Genomic DNA, 17,446 nt, shown 5'->3' with positions numbered 1-17,446 from the left:
CGCCTTTCTTTTAATATGTGCATATTACACATATGGAGATGGAAATGACAGAGCAATTTGCAGCCGATGTGCTGATTTGCGGTGCGGGCGCGGCCGGCCTGGCGCTGGCCATCGATTTGGCAAGGAGGGGAATTTCCTTCCGTCTGATCGAAAAGATGGAAGGGCCTTTCCGTGGTTCGCGCGGCAAGGGTATTCAGCCGCGAACCCAGGAAATCTTCGAGGATCTCGGCATTCTCGAGCGGGTCGTCGCGGCCGGCGGCCTCTATCCGTCCGAGCGACGATATCGCGACGACGGCAGTTTTACCGAGTCTGATATCACCGAGCATGAGGACCCGACACCGGCAGAGCCGTATCATCTGCCGCTGATGATACCGCAATTCCTGACCGAAAAGGTGATGCGCGAGAGGTTGCTTGAGCTTGGTCACATGCCGCAATTCGGCTGCGAACTGGTTGGTTTCGAGCAGGACCCGAGCGGCGTGACGGCGCGTCTCGCGGGCAGGGCAGGAGAGGAAACTCTCCGCGTGCGCTGGCTCGTCGGCGCCGATGGCGGCCGCAGCTTCGTTCGCCATGCCCTCGATATCGACTTTCCGGGCAAGACCCTCGGCGTTCGCGCCATCGTGGCCGATGTCATTTTGACCGGTCTCACGCGCGATGCCTGGCATCGCTTCAACGACGGCGACATGTCGCGGCAGATCATGTTCTGCCCGCTCGCCGGGACCGGGATGTTCCAGATACAGGGGCCGATCCCTCTTGACGGTGATATAGACCACTCTGCCGAAGGGCTCGAAGCCATGGTGGCGGAGCGCACCAAGCGCGACGATATCCATATCCAATCCGTGTCGTGGTCGTCGGCCTACAACATGAATGCGCGTCTGGCCGATCGATACCGTGTCGGTCGCGTCTTCCTCATCGGAGATGCCGCCCACATTCATCCGCCGACCGGCGGCCAGGGCCTCAATACCAGCGTGCAGGATGCCTATAATCTCGGATGGAAGCTGGCTGCAGCCGTCCATGGAGCCGACGATAAGCTGCTCGACAGCTACGAAGAGGAGCGTCAGCCCATCGCGGCAGCGATGCTCGGTCTGTCGACAAGGCTTCTCGATGCTCAGAAGCAGGGCAATATGCGGCGCGGTCGCGAGGTGCGTCAACTCGATATAGGTTATCCTTCATCCTCGCTCGCGCTCGAAACGCTTGGGCGCAGCGGTCGCCTGTCCGCCGGCGACCGAGCCCCGGACGCGCCGATCCGCGGCGTTGCCGGCCAGCCGAAACGGCTGTTCGATCTGTTCCAAGGCGCGCATTGGACGTTGCTCGGCTACGGGGTGCAGCGAGGATCGGTGCCGCCGCGCGCGGGCCTGCATATTCATACTTTCGGCTCCTCGGGCGATATGGTCGATGCCGAGGGCTATCTTCGCGACATCTACGCTCTCTCCTCCGGCGAATGGGTGCTCGTGCGGCCAGACGGATATATCGGCGCGATCGCTGCCGCTGACGATATCGCGATGCTGGAAAGCTATCTCGCGCAAGTTGGACTTGGTTCGGCTGATGCGTGGCATGCTTGAAGTAACGGCCTGATCACGCCGGTCGAACGGACTTAGCCGGGCGCGTAGCCCCGTCAGTCAGCCGCTTCCAGCCAGAGGCGCTTGATAGTCCGTGCCTCGCTCTCCGGCTTGTCGGCGAAGACCCAGCGAGCTCGGTCCAGGGCTTCCTCGCGCGCGCTCTGCCGTCGGGAAATGATTGCTTCCAGCAAGCGGGCGTGATCATCGTTTCTTTCGAAGAGATGCGGCTCGCGGTCGGCGACATCGGCCAATATCGACATATCGAGATAGCGGCCGAGCACGTCGACCAAGGCCTTGGCCTCCAGCTGCTTGGCGTGCATGGCGGCCGGCCAGACATCGCGCAGTAGCATGTGATGCATCCAGTAGTCCTGGCTGCGCTTGCGCAGATCATGAAAGCTCTCGATGTGGGCCGCTTCCGCATGGCATTCGGAGAGCGCTCGCAGCGCCTTGCGGACGTTCTTGCGCCAACTTTTCTGAAAAAGACGCGCCGTGTCACGGCGACCGCAGTTGAAGGATATTTCCTTCAATGCCTCACGTGCCTCCGCACATGTGGCGACTGCTGCCCGTGCCTTGTCTTCGAGATCTGTTTCGGCTTCCGCCATACGGTCGCGTCTGGCGGTCAGCAGATCGCTCACGCGAGCCAGCGCATGCAGTTCCTCCGCCGATGCAGCGGTTGCCTGCAGATAATGGCTGATCTCGATCAACGCGGTTGCGTCGCGCACCCCGGAAAGCGTGAGCGCTACATTCCGAAGCCGGTCATTTTCCCGCTGCTGAAATTGGTGCGCGATGGGAGCTATCAACCGGTAGAGCGCCCGCACGCGCTTGATATTCTTGCGGGCGGTGTGAACCGCTTCGTGCAGGCCCTGCGGCCTGTCCGTCAGTACGGCCATTGCCTTGCCGAGTTGATGCGCCGCGGCCTTATGCACCTCGTCATCAAGAGCCCGGTCAGGCCGTATGCGATAGCTCATCATATTCCTGTTCGAACTGCGTCGCGAGGGCCTGGTTGGAATAGCGGTATTCGCCTGTCACCTCACGTCCGATCCAGTCCGGCAGTTCCGGATTGTCGCTTTCGTCGTCCATTTCCACCTCGGCAATGACGAGGCCGCGATGCGCGCCGCGGAAGACATCCACTTCCCAGGTAAAGCCCTTGAACTGCACCTTGTGGCGGGTCTTCTCGATGACGAGGCCGATCGCCGTTTCCAGCAGTTCCTCCGCCTCGTCGACGGGGATCTCATATTCGAATTCGTCCCTGGTCATTGCCTTGCCGATCTTGATCGTCAAGGTCGCCTTGGTGTCGTTCGTCAGCCGTATGCGCACGGACCGGTCTGCCATGGAGGCAATATATCCCTGTCGCAGGATCAGCCGCTCCGAAACGGAATCACGCCAATGATCGCCGCGCACCAGAAACTTTCGCTCGATCTCTTTTGCCATGCGTTTGACATGCTCCACTGGCACAGACTGGAATAGCCTATAGCAAGTTGCCGGGATTTCCTACCCGTCGTATTTAAAGCGAGCTTTTGTCTCGACAAGCACCTTCGGGAAGGCTATTCGAAAGCCGGATTTCAATCGTTTTAAAGGGAGTGCACCGACCATGGGCGAGAAAACCGAGAAGCTTCTTTCCATCCTGAAACTGCAGCCCGTCGTTCCCGTGCTGATCGTCGACGATGCGAAATCGGCCGTGCCGCTCGCCCGGGCGCTCGTCGCCGGAGGCCTGAAGGCCATCGAGATCACGCTGCGCACCGCCGGCGCGCTCGATGCGATCCGGGCTGTCGCCGAAGAAGTCGAGGGTGCCGAAGTCGGCGCCGGTACGATCCTCAATGTCAGCCAGTGGGACGCGGCCGTCGAAGCCGGTTCCAAGTTCATCGTCAGCCCCGGCACGACGCAGGAACTGCTCGATGCTGCGCGCGGCTCGCATGTGCCGCTGCTGCCGGGTGCCGCAACGGCCAGCGAAGTCATGGCGCTGCGCGAAGAGGGCTATACGGTGCTCAAGTTCTTCCCGGCCGAGCAGGCTGGCGGTGCTTCCTATCTCAAGGCTCTGTCGTCGCCGCTCGCTGGCACGGTCTTCTGCCCGACCGGCGGCATCTCGCTGAAGAACGCCCACGACTACCTGTCGCTGCCAAACGTGATCTGTGTCGGCGGCTCCTGGGTTGCGCCAAAGGAGCTGGTGGCATCAGGCGACTGGGCCGGGATCACCAAGCTCGCCGCAGAGGCCGCAGCGCTCAAGGGCTGAGACCCGAGCCTATCGAATTCGATTTCAAAGGCGCGAGGAGCTTTCCGCGCGCCTTTTTGCATGATGTGGATTGGTATTTGCGGTTGCGCTTCCTATCTCCCCTTCACCATCACAAGGACGGAGGACCATCCATATGATCGACGCCCGCAAGCTTCTTGACCAATTTCTGGGATCGCAGGTTCCAGGCGTGCAAGGAACCGTGAAAGACAGGGCCACCCAGGCCATCAACCTCGCCAGGGACAATCCCATGGCGACCAGCGCGATTGCCGGGGTGCTGTTGGGAACGAAGACCGGGCGTCAGATCGCGGGCAATGCGCTGACGCTTGGCGGTCTCGCCGCCATCGCAGGCCTCGGCTATCAAGCCTACAAGAATTATCGCGATGGCAATCAGCCGCAGCCGGCGCCGCAATCGGCCCCGCAGGCCGAGCCGCAGTTCCTGCCGCCGCCGTCAGATTCCGGTTTCAGCACGTCGCCGGCGATTGCCAGCAATGATTTTGCGCTTTCCCTGGTGCGTGCCATGATCGCCGCCGCCCGCGCCGATGGCCATATCGACGATTCCGAACGCCAGCGCATCCTCGGCAAAGTGCAGGAGGCCGGTGTCGGAGCCGAGGCGGAAGCCTTCTTCCAGCGCGAACTTGCCAATCCCGTCGATCTCGACGCCATCGTCGCCTCGGCGAAGACGGAAGAGCAGGGCGTGCAGGTCTATACCGCGTCGCGACTGGCGATCGAGCCGGATTCGCGGGCCGAGCGCGGTTATCTCGATCTGCTGGCTGGAAGGCTCGGCCTAGCCGACGCCCTGGTCGATCATATCGAAGCGACGGTTGCGGGCGCCAAAGTTCAGCTCTGACTGACAGGGCCGGTTGCCTTTGATCGGCAGCTGGCCTAAGCCTTCGCCGGAACTCATGTCAGGGCGTCAAGGATGGCTACATTGACGGACAAGAAAAGCGAAACCCGCTCGGCGGCAATTGCAGCCGGCGTTATTCTGTTGGTCGCGACAGCCGTGCTTTACCTGATGCCGAATGTCATCGTCTGGCTCGGCTCGATCTCGCCATGGCTCGGCACGGGTTTCGGCGTGCTCGTCATCCTGGCCTTCTTCTTTGTGTTCTGGATGCGGGCGCGCTACCAGCGTCGCAATAGGCCGTAAACTCTAACGTAAGGCTCTCCCGAACTCTCGAAAATCGCTCAATTCTGCAGCGAGGCGCCGAGCAGGATGACGCCTGTGCCGATGACGAGCAGCGCGCCGAGGATTTCGATGCCGTTGCTCACCCAAGCCGAAAGTCTCGAGCCCTTGCCGGTGACACGGACGGCGGTGCCTTTCGCGAAGACGGCGATGATGGCGAGCAGCGAGACGGTGAGCGCCGTGCCGATGGACATGGCGAGGACCGATAGCAGCCCGCCGAGATAGAGCCCGTTCAGCATCGAAAAGGTCATGACCAGCAGTGCGCCCGAGCAGGGGCGCAGGCCGACTGCGGCGATCGCGGACCAGGCTTCGCGAGCGCTGAACTTTTCGTTCGACAGCATCTTCGGATCGGGAAGATGGGCGTGGCCGCAGGTCTCGCAGTAAGCGCCGTCACCGGTCGTATGGGCGGGATCATAGCATTGATAGCCGCTGGCAGCGGGCACGGCGGCGCTGCTGCGAACAAAACCTCTTGCCGAATCCGTGCCCGTTGCGGCTCCCTCGAACAGCGAGAGGCTGATTGGGCCGGCCGACATAGCAAGCTGCATGTCCTGACGCTGCGCCCGGCTCTGCATCATCGCCCGCAGCTTGCGGAACAAGAGCCAGCTGCCAAACAGGATGACCATGACGAAACTGGTGATCTCCATGGCGTTGGTCGCCATCGTCATGGTGATGCCGGAACCGCGCAGGACGAAGTAGGCGGCGCCGACGACGAGGACGGCAACGAGCCCCTGAATGAGCGCGGAGACGAAGGAAATCCCGATGCCGCGTTTCAGCTCGATCTCATTGGCGACCATGTAGGAAGAAATCACCGCCTTGCCGTGGCCGGGGCCGGCGGCATGGAAGATGCCATAGGCAAAGGAGAGACCGATCAGCGTCCAGAGCTGCCAGGGGTCCTGGCGCATGGCTTCGATGGATTTGGTGAGCGCGCGATAGAAGGCCTGCTGCTCATAGTTCACATAGAGGAAGATCGGCGCCAGCGGTCCGCCCATCGGCTGGAAGCTCGGCTCGGCGGTGCCAATGCCGAGCGGCGAGCCGGCGGCATGGGCAAGGCCGGCAGCCGCGAGAAGCGCGAGCATTACAGCCGGAACGAGCTTTCCTGGTCGCGAAATCAGCATTGCACATCTATCCGCGTTGCAAAGAGCTTCGACATGGTCGTTCCCGTCGGATCGTTGAAGAAGGCATCCGTCAAGGTGGACTTGTTCTCGGCAATGACTTCATCCGGATTGGGCCGGACAACCTTATGCGTGCAGCTTTTGAAGGCATCGCCCTCGGTCACCAGTTCATTGTCGCTCGGGAAATCGATGGAGGTATAGAGCGTCGGGTCGTAAATGCCGAAGCTCAGCTTGTTGCCCTTGGCGAGCGGCATCGGCTCGGCCGGCTTGACGGCGAAGAACATCAGGAGCTGGCCATCGCGGAAGTCGACATTGATGACATCGGGCTTGTTCACCTTGATCACTTTGCCGTTGAGCGTCAGGTTCGCATAATAATCGTAGTCCGCCAGAGACTCGCGCACCGTCTTGCCGACTTCCTTCAGCTCGTCGGGATCGAGTTTCAGATTGGTGTTCTTGTCGAAATCCATGAGGACGGAGGAGGAGAACACTTCGTCGAACCGCCAGACGTTGCGCAGTTCCTGCACATTGCCATCCGCGCCGGCCAGCACTTCCAGACGGGCTTCCACGAAAATATGCGGATGCGCCGATGCTGCGGCCGGCGCAAGCAATAGGCCGCCGGTGAGGGCAACAGCATAGGCGGTCGTGGATTTTCTCATGCGTCCGATGGGTTTCGCGAGCATTGATTCACTTCGTTTTCTGGTCAGAAAATGAGACGGAATTGGGACCGGCCCGACAACCTTGCCCGTTCAGCCGTTCTTGCGGAACCAGTTGTGCAAGTAGTCCACAAAGATACGCACCTTTGCCGGGAGATAGCGGCGATGTGGATAGACGGCATAGATGCCGCGATCGGTTGGCAGATAGTCGTTGAACAGCGTCAGCAGCTGGCCGCTTTCGATCGCCTTGCGGCCGATGAAATCCGGGACGATGGCGACGCCGAGATCGGCGAGAGCCGCGCGCAGCGTCGCATGCGGGCTGTTGACCTCGAGCGTGCCATTGATGGCGACGTTGAACGTGGTGCTGTCGGCATCCACGAAGCGGATATTGCCCTGCGAGCGGGTGTTGGTATCGATGATGAAGGGAATGCGCGCGAGATCGGTCGGATGTTCGAGCGTTGGATAGCGCTGAAGAAATGCCTCGGTTGCGCAGAGATGAACACGGAAATCGGAGATCTTGCGGGCGATCATGCCGGAGTCTTCAAGCTTGGTGATGCGCACGGCGACATCGAAGCCTTCCTCGATCAGATCGACGAAACGGTCGTCGGCGGCGATCTCCAGCGAGAGATCGGGATTCTCCTTGGCAAAATCGATCAGCGACTGTCCAACATCGGCGTCGACGAATGTGCGCGGCACGGAAACACGCAGCCGCCCTTTGAGCTGCTGATTGTTCTCGCGCACGAGGTCGGCGAGATTGTCGATCTCCTTCAGGATATCGGAGGCGGTGCGATAATAGGTATGGCCGGCCTCCGTCATGGAGAACTGACGCGTGGTGCGGTTCAAGAGCAGCGCGCCCAGCTCGTCTTCCAGTTCGCGAACATATTTCGACAGCAGTGCCTTGGAGCGGCCGGTCTTGCGCGCAGCCGCTGAAAATCCTTCGGCTTCGACCACGTCGATAAAGGCGCGAATCCGGGTCAAAGTGTCCATGGTGAAGCCTCCCGCTAACTGTTTCCGGATGTTGAACAAAATGCTTTGATTTGTTCAATTATTTTTTTCGGGTATGGCTGAAAAAATTTCTTGATTATTACGGCGAATATTCCTATTTCCCGATCAGCCCAAAGTCGCACGTGCCCGTGGGTGTCCGCCGATCCTCGATGTGGTGAGAAAATCGGTAAGGTACCTGGAACTAACCCCTCCAGTCGCTATTTCGGCCAACCGAAAAATGCGAGGACATCTGAAGCAACGACGGTGCGGGCCTTTTTGTTCTCTCCCGGCTTTCCATCAGCCGGGGATACTGAAGAGGCACACCTTCATTGCCGGAAGTGCGGTTGGGATATTCCCTCCAATCCATGGCAGACAAAGCGAATTAGCGCCGCTTGCGGCACTCGTTCATCATCCGCGCTTCGCGCATTTGCACGGTACCGGGGTCTCCACCGGCTGGTTCCTGAGCGAGTGAGCGTCGCCCTTTGTCCTCTGGGTTTTCCCCGGAGCCTTTGGAATTGAAAGGGAATTGACATGACCACGCAACGTATTCGCGATTTCCTCGCTACCCGACGTCCGGACGGTCCTTGCCTGGTGGTCGATCTCGATGTCGTCCGCGACAATTTTCACGCCTTCCGTCATGCCATGCCGGACAGCGCCATCTACTATGCCGTCAAGGCCAACCCGGCTCCGGAAGTGCTGCGCCTGCTCGCAAGCCTCGGCTCCAACTTCGATTGCGCGTCCGTCGCCGAAATCGAAATGGCGCTCGATGCCGGCGCGACCGCTCAGCGTATCTCCTACGGCAACACCATCAAGAAGGAGCGCGATATCGCCCGTGCGCATGCGCTCGGTATCAACCTTTTCGCCGTCGACAGCCATGAGGAAGTCGAGAAGATTTCGCGTGCCGCGCCCGGCGCCCGCGTGTTCTGCCGCGTCCTGACGGATGGCGAAGGCGCTGAATGGCCGCTGTCGCGCAAGTTCGGCTGCGTCCCGCAGATGGCCGTCGACGTTCTCGTCTACGCGCATCAGCTGGGTCTGGAATCCTACGGCGTGTCTTTCCATGTCGGCTCGCAGATGACCAAGGTCGACGCCTGGGACGATGCCCTTGCCGATGCCAAGCGCGTCTTCGTCTCGCTCGCCAAGCAGGGCATCCACCTGCAGATGGTCAACATGGGCGGTGGTTTCCCGACCAAGTACCTGCGCGACGTTCCGTCGGCGGAGGCCTATGGCAAGGCGATCTTTGCATCTCTGCGCGCCCATTTCGGCAACCAGATCCCGCACACGATCATCGAGCCGGGCCGCGGCATGGTCGGCAATGCCGGCGTGATCAAGGCTGAAGTCGTCCTGATTTCCAAGAAGTCGGACAACGACGCCGCTCGCTGGGTCTTCCTCGACATCGGCAAGTTCGGCGGTCTGGCCGAAACCATGGACGAAGCGATCCGCTATCCGATCCGCACGACGCGCGACGGCGACGAGATGGAGCCATGCGTGATCGCCGGCCCGACCTGCGATTCGGCCGACGTGCTCTATGAGAAGAACCTCTATCCGCTGCCGGTGTCGCTCACCATCGGCGACGAGGTCCTGATCGAAGGCACCGGCGCCTACACCACGACCTACTCGGCTGTGGCGTTCAACGGCTTCGATCCGCTGAAGGCCTACATCATCTAAGGTCCCCTCAGGATCTGAAGTTCGACAAAGCTGCCCCCGTAGCCAGCCGGGGCGGCACCCTCACAATAGTTCGTCACCACCGCTGATAACGGTATTGGGCACGGGAGGCCGAGATGGCCGCTGTTCTTGATTCTGTCCGCGCATTCTTTGCGCCGTCCACATTCACTCTCGACCTGGAAAATGCAGGCGATGTCGTTGCGCGCGAAAACCTGCTGGATCGCGCCATGGGTCCCGACCGCCGCAAGAAGTCGTCCGAAAAGCTGCGCCAGGGCCGCGTTCCGGCTGAGGGCTTGGCACTGGTCGCGCGTGATCGCGCCGGCCATGTTATCGGCACGGTTCGCCTCTGGAACGTCGAAGCCGGCGTCGATCGCGAGACGCGTCCGGTCGATGCGCTGCTGCTCGGTCCGTTGGCGATCGATCCCGCCTATGAAGGCAAGGGCATCGGCTCGGCGCTGATGCGCGCCGCCATCCTGGAAGCCAAGAAGCGCGGTCATGGCGCGATCCTGCTCGTCGGCGATGCGCCTTACTACGAGCGCTTCGGCTTCTTTGCCGCAAAGACGCGCCATCTTGTCATGCCGGGTCCGTTTCAGCGCGATCGTTTCCTGGCTCTCGAGCTCAAGGAGGGCTGGCTCGATAGTGCCGCCGGCATGATCGTCGCCAGCGGCCGCAAACTGGCCCAGCCGCCGATAGCAAAGGCTGCGTAAAGCGCCCGAAGATCCCGAAGTATCATAAGGCTTCCGCCCGTCCGGACGGAGGCCTTTTTATTTGGCTGCCTTCACGTTGTCCTTCGTCGGGTCGTATCCATCCGTCAGCGTTTTCAGGAAGGCGACGATATCGGCGATCTCGGCATCGTTCAGGGCAGGGGCATCGCCGGGCTTGCGGTTCATCGGCGCGTCGCTGACATCGATATTTGCCCGATACTGCGCCGGCAGATCATCATATTTCAGCACCTTGCCGCTCGCATCCTTCGGATAGATCTCCTCCGGATTGGTATCGCGCTTGACGTAGAAGCGGGTGACATCCTCCAGTGTGCGGTAGACGCCATTGTGGAAGAAAACGTGGCGGGTAGCGACATTGCGCAGCGTCGGCGTCTTGAACAGCCCGCAATTCTGCTGTTGGGCGGAATAGGCGTCGCTGCGCAACGGGCCGCAAATGCCGGTGTCGAAATAATGCGCATCGGCATTGGCCGGAATCGTCGGATTGCGCGGTGCGCCGAGCGCCTCGAATTCGAAATCGGTGAAGTTAGGCATCTGCCCATCGCCGGTCATCTTGTCGAGATGACAGGAGGCACAATTGCCCTTGTTCGCATCGTCGAAGAGCTTCAGACCCCGCGCTTCCGCATCCGTCAGGACTGCCTTGCCGCGCAGATAATAATCGTATTTGCTCGTATATGGGTGGAAGGAGCGATCCTCGATCTGGTAGCGGGCAAGCGCGAAGCCGATCTCGGAGATCGTCATGTCCTGATCGTTGAGGATATTGTCGCCGAAGAGCGCCGAAATATCCTTGCCGTATCCCTTCGTCACCTTGGTATAGACGGTGGCCACATCGGCATTCGCCATTTCGAAGGGCGAGATCATCGGCTGCAGGGCTTGTTCTTCCAGCGAATCGACACGTCCATCCCAGAACATGCCGCCCTGCGGCACGAGATTGGCCGCTGCTGCATCGGCCTTGACGACGGCCTGTGCCGTCAGCGGACTGGTGACGGCGGGGGCATTGGCCAGAGCCACGCCGGAGGCCTCCGTCATCGGCGAGGCTTCCGCAGCTTCGTCGGCAGCACTTTCCTCGCCGATCGAGAAGGATGGGGTCGACATCTTGTAGGCGAGGCTGGGCACGGCGCGGATGCCGGGCTGGTCAAGGTGCAAGCCGCCGAGCTGCACGGCAAGACCGTTGGCCGGCGCATAGTGGTTGGCCGGATCATGGCACGTGGCGCAAGACATCTGGCCGCCGCCCGAGAGCGAGGGATCGAAGAACAGCTTTTTGCCGAGCTGCGCCACCGCGCTGAGCGGCGCCTGGTCGTCATAGTCGTCGGTCGCCGAAGCACTGGTCGCCGGTTCGCTTGCCATGCCGACAGCCGCACCCGTGAGCGACAGGCCCGCGAGTGCGAGGAGCGGCAGGAGACGGCGGTAGGTCAGGGGCATTTCCGTCTCCCTTATGGTTTTACGATGCCAGATTGCCGGTCTTCGGATCGAGGGTCAGTTTCGGCGCGTCACCCTTGGACCAGTCGAACATATTGTTCAGCGGGCCCGAGAGCACATCGAAGGAGCCGCCGCCGAGGCGGGCGCCGGCCATCCAGTTGTCTTCGATGAAGCGCATGACGGAGGTTTGGTCCGTCAGCGTGTGATCGACGAAGTTGACCTTGGCGTAGGGCGAGATGACCAGCAGCGGCTGGCGGGTGCCATAGCCGCAGCGTCCCTGCGCCGGCTGGCCGTTGACGCCAGGCATCGGGGTACCGGTCGAGCAGCTGTCGCCGCTCAGCACGTCATAGCCTTTGACGGGGATTTTCGACGGATTGACGACAGCATGGGCATGGTCATACCAGCCGTCGGAATCGTCGTAGAGAAGGATGATCGCGGTGTCCTTCCAATCCGGCGAATTCTGCACGGTGTTGACCACCTGTGTGACGAATTCCTGCTCATCGAGCGGGTCGGAATATCCGGCATGGCCATCCTGATAGGCGGGCGCCTTCAGGAAGCTGATCGTCGGCATATTGCCGTTCTTCAGAGCCGCATAGAAGTCGGTCATGTCGTATTGATGGTTTGCCGCATCCGTCGTGCCGATCGCCGCCATGGAAGACGGGCGCGCATGCGTCGGGTTGGCGGTCGAAGCATAATATTGGAACGGCTGGTGATGCGGAATGTAGTCGGCGTAGTTGACCTTGGTGACTGTCGACGTAGTCGCGCGCTTGCAGCCGGTCGTGCCGTCGGGGTTGGTCAGCGAGAGGTCGAAGCCGCCTTCGAAGAAGCCCCAGGTGATCTTGTGCTCGTTCAGCATGTCGCCGATATTCTTACCATACATCAGGGCCGTCTGGCCGACCGAGCAGACATCGCCGGTGGGATCGAAGTCGCTGATTGCAGTCCAGCCGCCATTGCCGTCGGGCACGATGCGCCCCTTCGAATAGGTGCCATCGCTTTCCAGCGTATAGCCGGGCGGCAGGATGGCGCCGTTGGTTTGGCCGGAAATCAGGTTCAGCGCGCCGGGGGTCGAGGGGCCGAAATTGGTGGAGAAGGAATTGTCGTTCAGCGCGTAATGCTGGGCATAATTCCAGAGGGCGGTGACGGTGTTGCCGTCATAATAGCCCATGACCTGCCCCTTGGTGCCGAAGGCACCGGCAGCACCCTTGGTGCCACGGCCGGTATTGGCCGGGAAAAGGTCCATGGCGAAGTTGTTGTAGGCGGCCTGTTCGGCGGTATAGCCATGGTTCTGCGACTGGGTTGCCGCCTGCGTGCGGTCGAGCCGGAAAGGGGCTGCGGCATCGGCGCCGTTTGCCGTGTTGGTCTTGTTCGGGTTGTTGTCGAGAAGGCCGGCATTAGTAAGCGTGTTGATATCCGTCGGCGTGTTGTCGGCCGCCTTGAACGCCGGTTCGCCATCGACATTTGCAGCCTTGGGATAGGTCGCGAAATAATGGTCGAAGGAGACGTTTTCCTGGAAGATCACGACGAGATGCTTGATGGGGGTCGCGGTATTCGGTGCCGGGCTTACGTCAGCAGCACCGGCGGTGGAACAGAGCAAAACAAGGCCAAGCGCGTTGCCGGTTGCAAGGGCGGCGCGCCGTGAAAGACTGGTCATCGTCATATCCTCTTCGGGTGGGGGCATTGCTCCGGCGCATTTGCGCCACGCCGGGCATAGAGAACCCTTTCGAGCTATCAATGGAGTATGACGGTTCCGTGAAGAGTGCGGGGCAAGCGATTCCGCCGCTGATATGGCATCTCCGGTAAGCACTTGATTCTGCTATGCTGGATGCAGAACGGTACGAGACGCCCGTGCGGAGCGTTTTCGGTGCTACCTTATGTCACGGACTGCCAGCGGGCTGATCTTGCGTGCCTCGCAGCGAAAACGGCGATGCCTCGAACCACGAGGTGGCCACAGTCCTTCATTCAGGTGAAATCAGATATTCTGATCCATCGTCTCGGCCGGTATCTCGTCGGCGCGATGGATACGGACGACCACGGCGGGTACGCCTGCAACGGTGCAGTGCGGCGGCACGGGCTTCACCACGACGCTGCCCGCGGCAACCTTGCTGAAGGCGCCGACTTCGATGTTGCCGAGGATCTTGGCGCCGGCACCGATCATCACACCGTGGCGGATTTTCGGGTGGCGGTCGCCGCTTTCCTTGCCCGTGCCGCCGAGCGTGACGTTCTGCAGGATGGAGACCTCATCCTCGATGACGGCGGTTTCGCCGATGACGATGCCGGAGCCGTGGTCGAGCATGATCGAGGTGCCGATCTTCGCGGCGGGATGGATATCCGGGCCGAAGACGAGCGAGACGAGGTTGGCAAGCCAGCTTGCGATTTCCCTGCGGCCCTCCGTCCAGAGCGCATGGGCGATGCGGTGCGTCTGCAGAGCATGGAAGCCCTTCAGGTTCAGAAGCGCATGCAGATAGGTGGTGCAGGCGGGGTCGCGCGTCCGCACGGCAACGAGATCCGCTTCGGTCGCCTGCAGGATGGCAGGATATCGCGCCAGCACGTCGGACAGCAGCGACAGCATGTCGCCGTGCTCGATCCTGACGACGCAGAGCCGTGCCGCCAGGACGTTGGCAAGGCTTTCAGCATCAGAGGTTCCGCCAAGCAATTGCGTCTGCAGCAGAGGAGCGAGCGTCGGCTCGCGCGCAGCAAGCTCGGCGGCTTCGCAGCGGATCACGTCCCAGACGTTTTCTGCTAGGGCAGGAGAATTTTCGGCGATTGCCGTTCCTGACTGAGGCATGATCCTGTCTTTCTGCATGTCACTGTTTTCACGCAATTCCGGACGGAAAACCACTGCGCACTTTTCCTGGAATTGCTTTAACCGGAGATATCCACGACGCCGCAGTCGCCGGCTTCGGAGGCGAAGGCGAGCAGCTTGCCGGACTTGCTCCAACTCATCGATGTGATCGCACCCTTGCCGGGCCGGCGCAAGAGCGCTTCCTTGGCGTCGCCGATGCGGACCGCGAGGATCATGCCGTCGATGAAGCCGATGGCGAGAATATCCTCGACGGGATGGAATTTCACCGAGGTCGCCATGATGTTGGCGCGTGTGCCGAGCTCCAGCGGCGCCTTGCCCATCGGGCCGTCCTTGCCCTGGAAGGGCCAGACGATCGCGGCCGGTGCGCCCGACGAGGCGAGCCACTTGCCCTTGTTTGACCAGGAGAGCGACTTCACCTTGGCGGGATAGCCGGTCATGCGCATGTGTCGGGCTTCGGCACCCGGCTTCGCATCCATCTTCCAGCCGTGCAGGGCATTTTCCTGCATGGTCGTGACGATGAACTGGCCATCCGGCGAGAAGGTGACGCTGGTATGGGCGCCTTTCCATTCGAGATTGACCGGTGGCGCGCTCATGCCCACCCAATGCAGGGATACGCCGTTATAGCGGGCGACGGCGATACGCAGGCCCTTGGGAGCGAAGGCGATGCCTTCGACGGTGCGTTCTTCCGGGAACTCTTTCGTCGTCCCGTCGGAGAGCCGCACGAAAGTGCTCTTGCCATGGGAATAGGCGACAGCGCCCTGCGGGCCGGCGGCAAGCTGGCTGATCCATTTGCGCGGGGCTTCGGCGAGCGTCGTCGCGCTGCCGTCGGCCGCGATCCGCAGCACCTTGCCGTCTTCGCCACCCGAAATCAGGCTCTCGCTATAGGGATCGCGGATGCAGGTCAGCATCCCATGATGAGCTTCGGTGATCTTCTCCCCGCCTTCCAGGCGATGGATCGCGCCGGCGGCGCTGGCGAAGAAGGGGGTATCACCTAAAAATTCGACGGCCAGAACGTGGCCGTCGATATCAAGCGGAGCAACAGTCGGCATCAGGCGGATGCCTCGCACGCCTTGAAGCTCTGTTCCAGCTTTTCGCGGTCGAGCTCGCGGCCGATGAAGACGAGGCGGCTTTCGTGCTTTTCGCCATCCTTCCACGGACGCTGATGATCGCCTTCGATGATCATGTGCACGCCCTGGACGACGTATCGTTCCGGATCGTCCTTGAAGGCGATGATGCCCTTGAGGCGGAGTATATTCGGGCCTTGCGTCTGCGTGATCTTCTGGATCCAGGGGAAGAAGCGCTCGGCATTCATCTCGCCGCCGCGCAGCGAAACCGACTGCACGGTGACGTCGTGGATCGGCGAAGGCGCGTGGTGGTGGTGATGGTCATGATCATGGTGGTGATGATCGTGGTCATGATCATGATGGTGGTGGTGATCATGATCGCAATCCGGGCCGCAGACATGATCCTCATGGCCGTGCTCGAGGAAATGCGGATCGTTTTCCAGAGCACGTTCCAGGTTGAAGGCGCCCTGGTTCAGCACGCGGGCGAGATCGACACCGGAGCGGGTCGTCTTGTAGACGCGGGCGGCCGGGTTGATGGCGCGCACGATATCCTCGATCTGGGCCAGCTCTTCCGGCGTTACGAGATCCGACTTGTTGATGACGACGACGTCGGCAAAGGCGATCTGGTCTTCGGCTTCGCGGCTGTCCTTGAGGCGCAGCGGCAGGTGCTTGGCATCGACGAGCGCGACGACGGCGTCGAGTTCGGTCTTGGCGCGGACATCGTCATCCATGAAGAAGGTCTGGGCGACCGGAACCGGATCGGCAAGGCCGGTGGTTTCGACGATGATGCCGTCAAAACGGCCGGGACGGCGCATCAGGCCTTCGACGACGCGGATCAGGTCGCCGCGAACGGTGCAGCAGACGCAGCCATTGTTCATTTCGTAGATTTCTTCGTCCGACTCGACGATCAGGTCGTTGTCGATGCCGATCTCGCCGAACTCGTTGACGATGACGGCGTATTTCTTGCCGTGGTTTTCGGAGAGGATGCGGTTCAGCAGCGTCGTCTTGCCGGCGCCGAGATAGCCGGTGAGAACGGTGACGGGAACGGGCTTTTGCGTGGCTGTTTCGGTCATGGGAGCCTCGAAATATGGAAGGTTGCCCCGGGGGGCAGATATTGGTCGGGTTCCATATAAGGAGTTGGAGACGTCAGTTCAAAGGCTTTTGTATGTTATAAGATCACATTGGATTGCGGAGAGACGATTTGGCCGCACAGTCACGACAGCGTCGATATATCGAAGCGGTCGACATCTTCAAGCAGTTCGACGAGACCTTTGACAGCGTGCGAGATCAGCCTTTCGCCCTTTTCGGCCGTCGCGATGCTTGCGTTGCCGGCCACACCTTGGCTGCTCAGATCGGACATTTTCCAGCCGAAAGCATTGGGGCCATAGGCGCGCAGATGTTTGAAGTTCTCGATGAACTCGGATTGGCGCGATGGGAAGTTCGCCGCCTTCGACATGTCCACCTTCTCCGGATGGAGGGCGAGCATGACCGATGTCTCGATATCGCCGCCGTGAATGTCGATGGCTTTGTCATCAGGCGAGATCAGCCCATCCGGCACGCCGAAACGCGTCCAGCTGGTGGCGACCGCCAGCATGTCGAAGCGCACGCGCGCTTCCGTCGCTACGATGGTCATCAGCGGAGAATTGCCGCCATGGGCATTCAGCATGATGAATTTGCGAATGCCGAGATTGTTCATCTTCTCGGCAATGCCGAGCCACCGCCGAACAGCTTTGTCGAAAGCCAGCGTCCGCGTACCGGCGACATCCATATGCTCGATCGAATAGCCAACCGGCTCGACGGCGAGAAAGGTGACCGGCAGGTTTGCCGACAAGGCAACCTTGAGACGCGAGACTACTCCTTCCGCGATGAGCGCGTCGGTTTCGAACGGCAAATGTGGGCCGTGTTGCTCATAGGCGCCAAGTGGCAGTACGGCGATCCATTTTCTTCGCTCTTCGGGCGTCAATGTTTCATCATTGTCATCGAAACATGGCAAAGGATGCGCCATCTGAGGGTGTACCTCTTGTTTATGTCAGTAACCTGCGCAATGTCATAGCGTGATGACTT

Annotated in this window: 17 protein-coding genes; 6 read left to right on the top strand and 11 right to left on the bottom strand. The window is 60.9% G+C overall.

Translation table 11 applies throughout. The features are described 5' to 3' along the window. The first annotated feature begins 44 nt into the window (after positions 1-44). Positions 45-1,559, top strand: a complete 1,515-nt coding sequence (locus RTCIAT899_RS15360; protein WP_015341157.1) for an FAD-dependent oxidoreductase — start codon at positions 45-47, stop codon at positions 1,557-1,559. A gap of 53 nt (positions 1,560-1,612) precedes the next feature. On the opposite strand, the gene RTCIAT899_RS15355 is transcribed toward RTCIAT899_RS15360, so the two are convergent. Together RTCIAT899_RS15355 and RTCIAT899_RS15350 are read right to left on the bottom strand one after the other, a co-directional pair. Next, a complete protein-coding gene (locus RTCIAT899_RS15355) occupies positions 1,613-2,524 on the bottom strand; it encodes a CHAD domain-containing protein (protein WP_015341156.1) in 912 nt (303 codons plus the stop codon). Beyond that, positions 2,502-2,987 carry a CYTH domain-containing protein gene (locus RTCIAT899_RS15350; RefSeq protein WP_015341155.1) on the bottom strand — a complete coding sequence of 162 codons (486 nt, stop codon included), beginning with the start codon at positions 2,985-2,987 and terminating at the stop codon, positions 2,502-2,504. Before RTCIAT899_RS15350 ends, RTCIAT899_RS15355 begins: the two co-directional genes overlap by 23 nt. Before the next feature lie 160 nt (positions 2,988-3,147). On the opposite strand from RTCIAT899_RS15350, the gene RTCIAT899_RS15345 reads away from it, so the two are divergent. The 3 genes from RTCIAT899_RS15345 to RTCIAT899_RS15335 all read left to right on the top strand — a co-directional run bounded on the left by RTCIAT899_RS15345 (position 3,148) and on the right by RTCIAT899_RS15335 (position 4,930). After that, positions 3,148-3,786 carry a 2-dehydro-3-deoxy-phosphogluconate aldolase gene (locus RTCIAT899_RS15345; protein ID WP_015341154.1) on the top strand — a complete coding sequence of 213 codons (639 nt, stop codon included), beginning with the start codon at positions 3,148-3,150 and terminating at the stop codon, positions 3,784-3,786. Between the two features lie 133 nt (positions 3,787-3,919). After that, positions 3,920-4,633 carry a tellurite resistance TerB family protein gene (locus RTCIAT899_RS15340; RefSeq protein ID WP_015341153.1) on the top strand — a complete coding sequence of 238 codons (714 nt, stop codon included), beginning with the start codon at positions 3,920-3,922 and terminating at the stop codon, positions 4,631-4,633. A gap of 81 nt (positions 4,634-4,714) precedes the next feature. After that, positions 4,715-4,930, top strand: coding sequence for a hypothetical protein (locus RTCIAT899_RS15335; protein ID WP_015341152.1), 216 nt, complete (start codon positions 4,715-4,717; stop codon positions 4,928-4,930). A 38-nt stretch (positions 4,931-4,968) separates the two neighbouring features. Here RTCIAT899_RS15335 and RTCIAT899_RS15330 read toward each other — a convergent pair whose 3' ends face one another. From RTCIAT899_RS15330 to RTCIAT899_RS15320, 3 genes are all read right to left on the bottom strand, one after another. Next, positions 4,969-6,081, bottom strand: a complete 1,113-nt coding sequence (locus RTCIAT899_RS15330; protein ID WP_015341151.1) for a nickel/cobalt transporter — start codon at positions 6,079-6,081, stop codon at positions 4,969-4,971. Next, positions 6,075-6,734 carry a DUF1007 family protein gene (locus RTCIAT899_RS15325; RefSeq protein WP_041677982.1) on the bottom strand — a complete coding sequence of 220 codons (660 nt, stop codon included), beginning with the start codon at positions 6,732-6,734 and terminating at the stop codon, positions 6,075-6,077. Before RTCIAT899_RS15325 ends, RTCIAT899_RS15330 begins: the two co-directional genes overlap by 7 nt. Before the next feature lie 90 nt (positions 6,735-6,824). Continuing rightward, positions 6,825-7,718, bottom strand: coding sequence for a LysR family transcriptional regulator (locus RTCIAT899_RS15320; protein ID WP_015341149.1), 894 nt, complete (start codon positions 7,716-7,718; stop codon positions 6,825-6,827). Between the two features lie 528 nt (positions 7,719-8,246). On the opposite strand from RTCIAT899_RS15320, the gene odc2 reads away from it, so the two are divergent. Both odc2 and RTCIAT899_RS15310 read left to right on the top strand, forming a co-directional pair. After that, positions 8,247-9,380, top strand: coding sequence for an ornithine/lysine decarboxylase (odc2, locus tag RTCIAT899_RS15315; RefSeq protein ID WP_015341148.1), 1,134 nt, complete (start codon positions 8,247-8,249; stop codon positions 9,378-9,380). A gap of 113 nt (positions 9,381-9,493) precedes the next feature. Beyond that, positions 9,494-10,084: a GNAT family N-acetyltransferase gene (locus RTCIAT899_RS15310; protein WP_015341147.1), complete on the top strand. Its 591-nt coding sequence runs from the start codon at positions 9,494-9,496 to the stop codon at positions 10,082-10,084. A 57-nt stretch (positions 10,085-10,141) separates the two neighbouring features. Here the strand turns inward: RTCIAT899_RS15310 and RTCIAT899_RS15305 are convergent, their stop codons facing one another. The 6 genes from RTCIAT899_RS15305 to RTCIAT899_RS15280 form a co-directional block, all read right to left on the bottom strand. After that, the gene (locus RTCIAT899_RS15305) at positions 10,142-11,518 is read right to left on the bottom strand and encodes a cytochrome-c peroxidase (protein ID WP_015341146.1); all 1,377 of its coding nucleotides are present in this window, start codon (positions 11,516-11,518) and stop codon (positions 10,142-10,144) included. A gap of 19 nt (positions 11,519-11,537) precedes the next feature. Continuing rightward, entirely contained in the window at positions 11,538-13,166 is a 1,629-nt protein-coding gene (locus RTCIAT899_RS15300; protein ID WP_015341145.1) for a phospholipase C, read from the bottom strand. 318 nt (positions 13,167-13,484) lie between these two features. Next, complete coding sequence (cysE, locus tag RTCIAT899_RS15295; protein WP_041677981.1) at positions 13,485-14,300, bottom strand: serine O-acetyltransferase; 816 nt, start codon at positions 14,298-14,300, stop codon at positions 13,485-13,487. Positions 14,301-14,377: 77 nt separating this feature from the next. After that, positions 14,378-15,367, bottom strand: coding sequence for a WD40 repeat domain-containing protein (locus RTCIAT899_RS15290; protein ID WP_041677670.1), 990 nt, complete (start codon positions 15,365-15,367; stop codon positions 14,378-14,380). Next, positions 15,367-16,455 (bottom strand): CobW family GTP-binding protein, encoded by a 1,089-nt coding sequence (locus RTCIAT899_RS15285; protein ID WP_015341142.1) that lies wholly within the window; start codon positions 16,453-16,455, stop codon positions 15,367-15,369. The genes RTCIAT899_RS15290 and RTCIAT899_RS15285 overlap by 1 nt, the downstream gene beginning before the upstream one ends. Before the next feature lie 140 nt (positions 16,456-16,595). Next, positions 16,596-17,387, bottom strand: coding sequence for a creatininase family protein (locus RTCIAT899_RS15280; protein ID WP_015341141.1), 792 nt, complete (start codon positions 17,385-17,387; stop codon positions 16,596-16,598). Between the last annotated feature and the right edge of the window lie 59 nt (positions 17,388-17,446).

Origin of the sequence: Rhizobium tropici CIAT 899 (genome assembly GCF_000330885.1) — a bacterium.
Taxonomy (GTDB): domain Bacteria; phylum Pseudomonadota; class Alphaproteobacteria; order Rhizobiales; family Rhizobiaceae; genus Rhizobium; species Rhizobium tropici.
The sequence above is the reverse complement of the archived record's forward strand: the minus strand, read 5'-3'. Positions and strand labels throughout refer to the sequence as shown.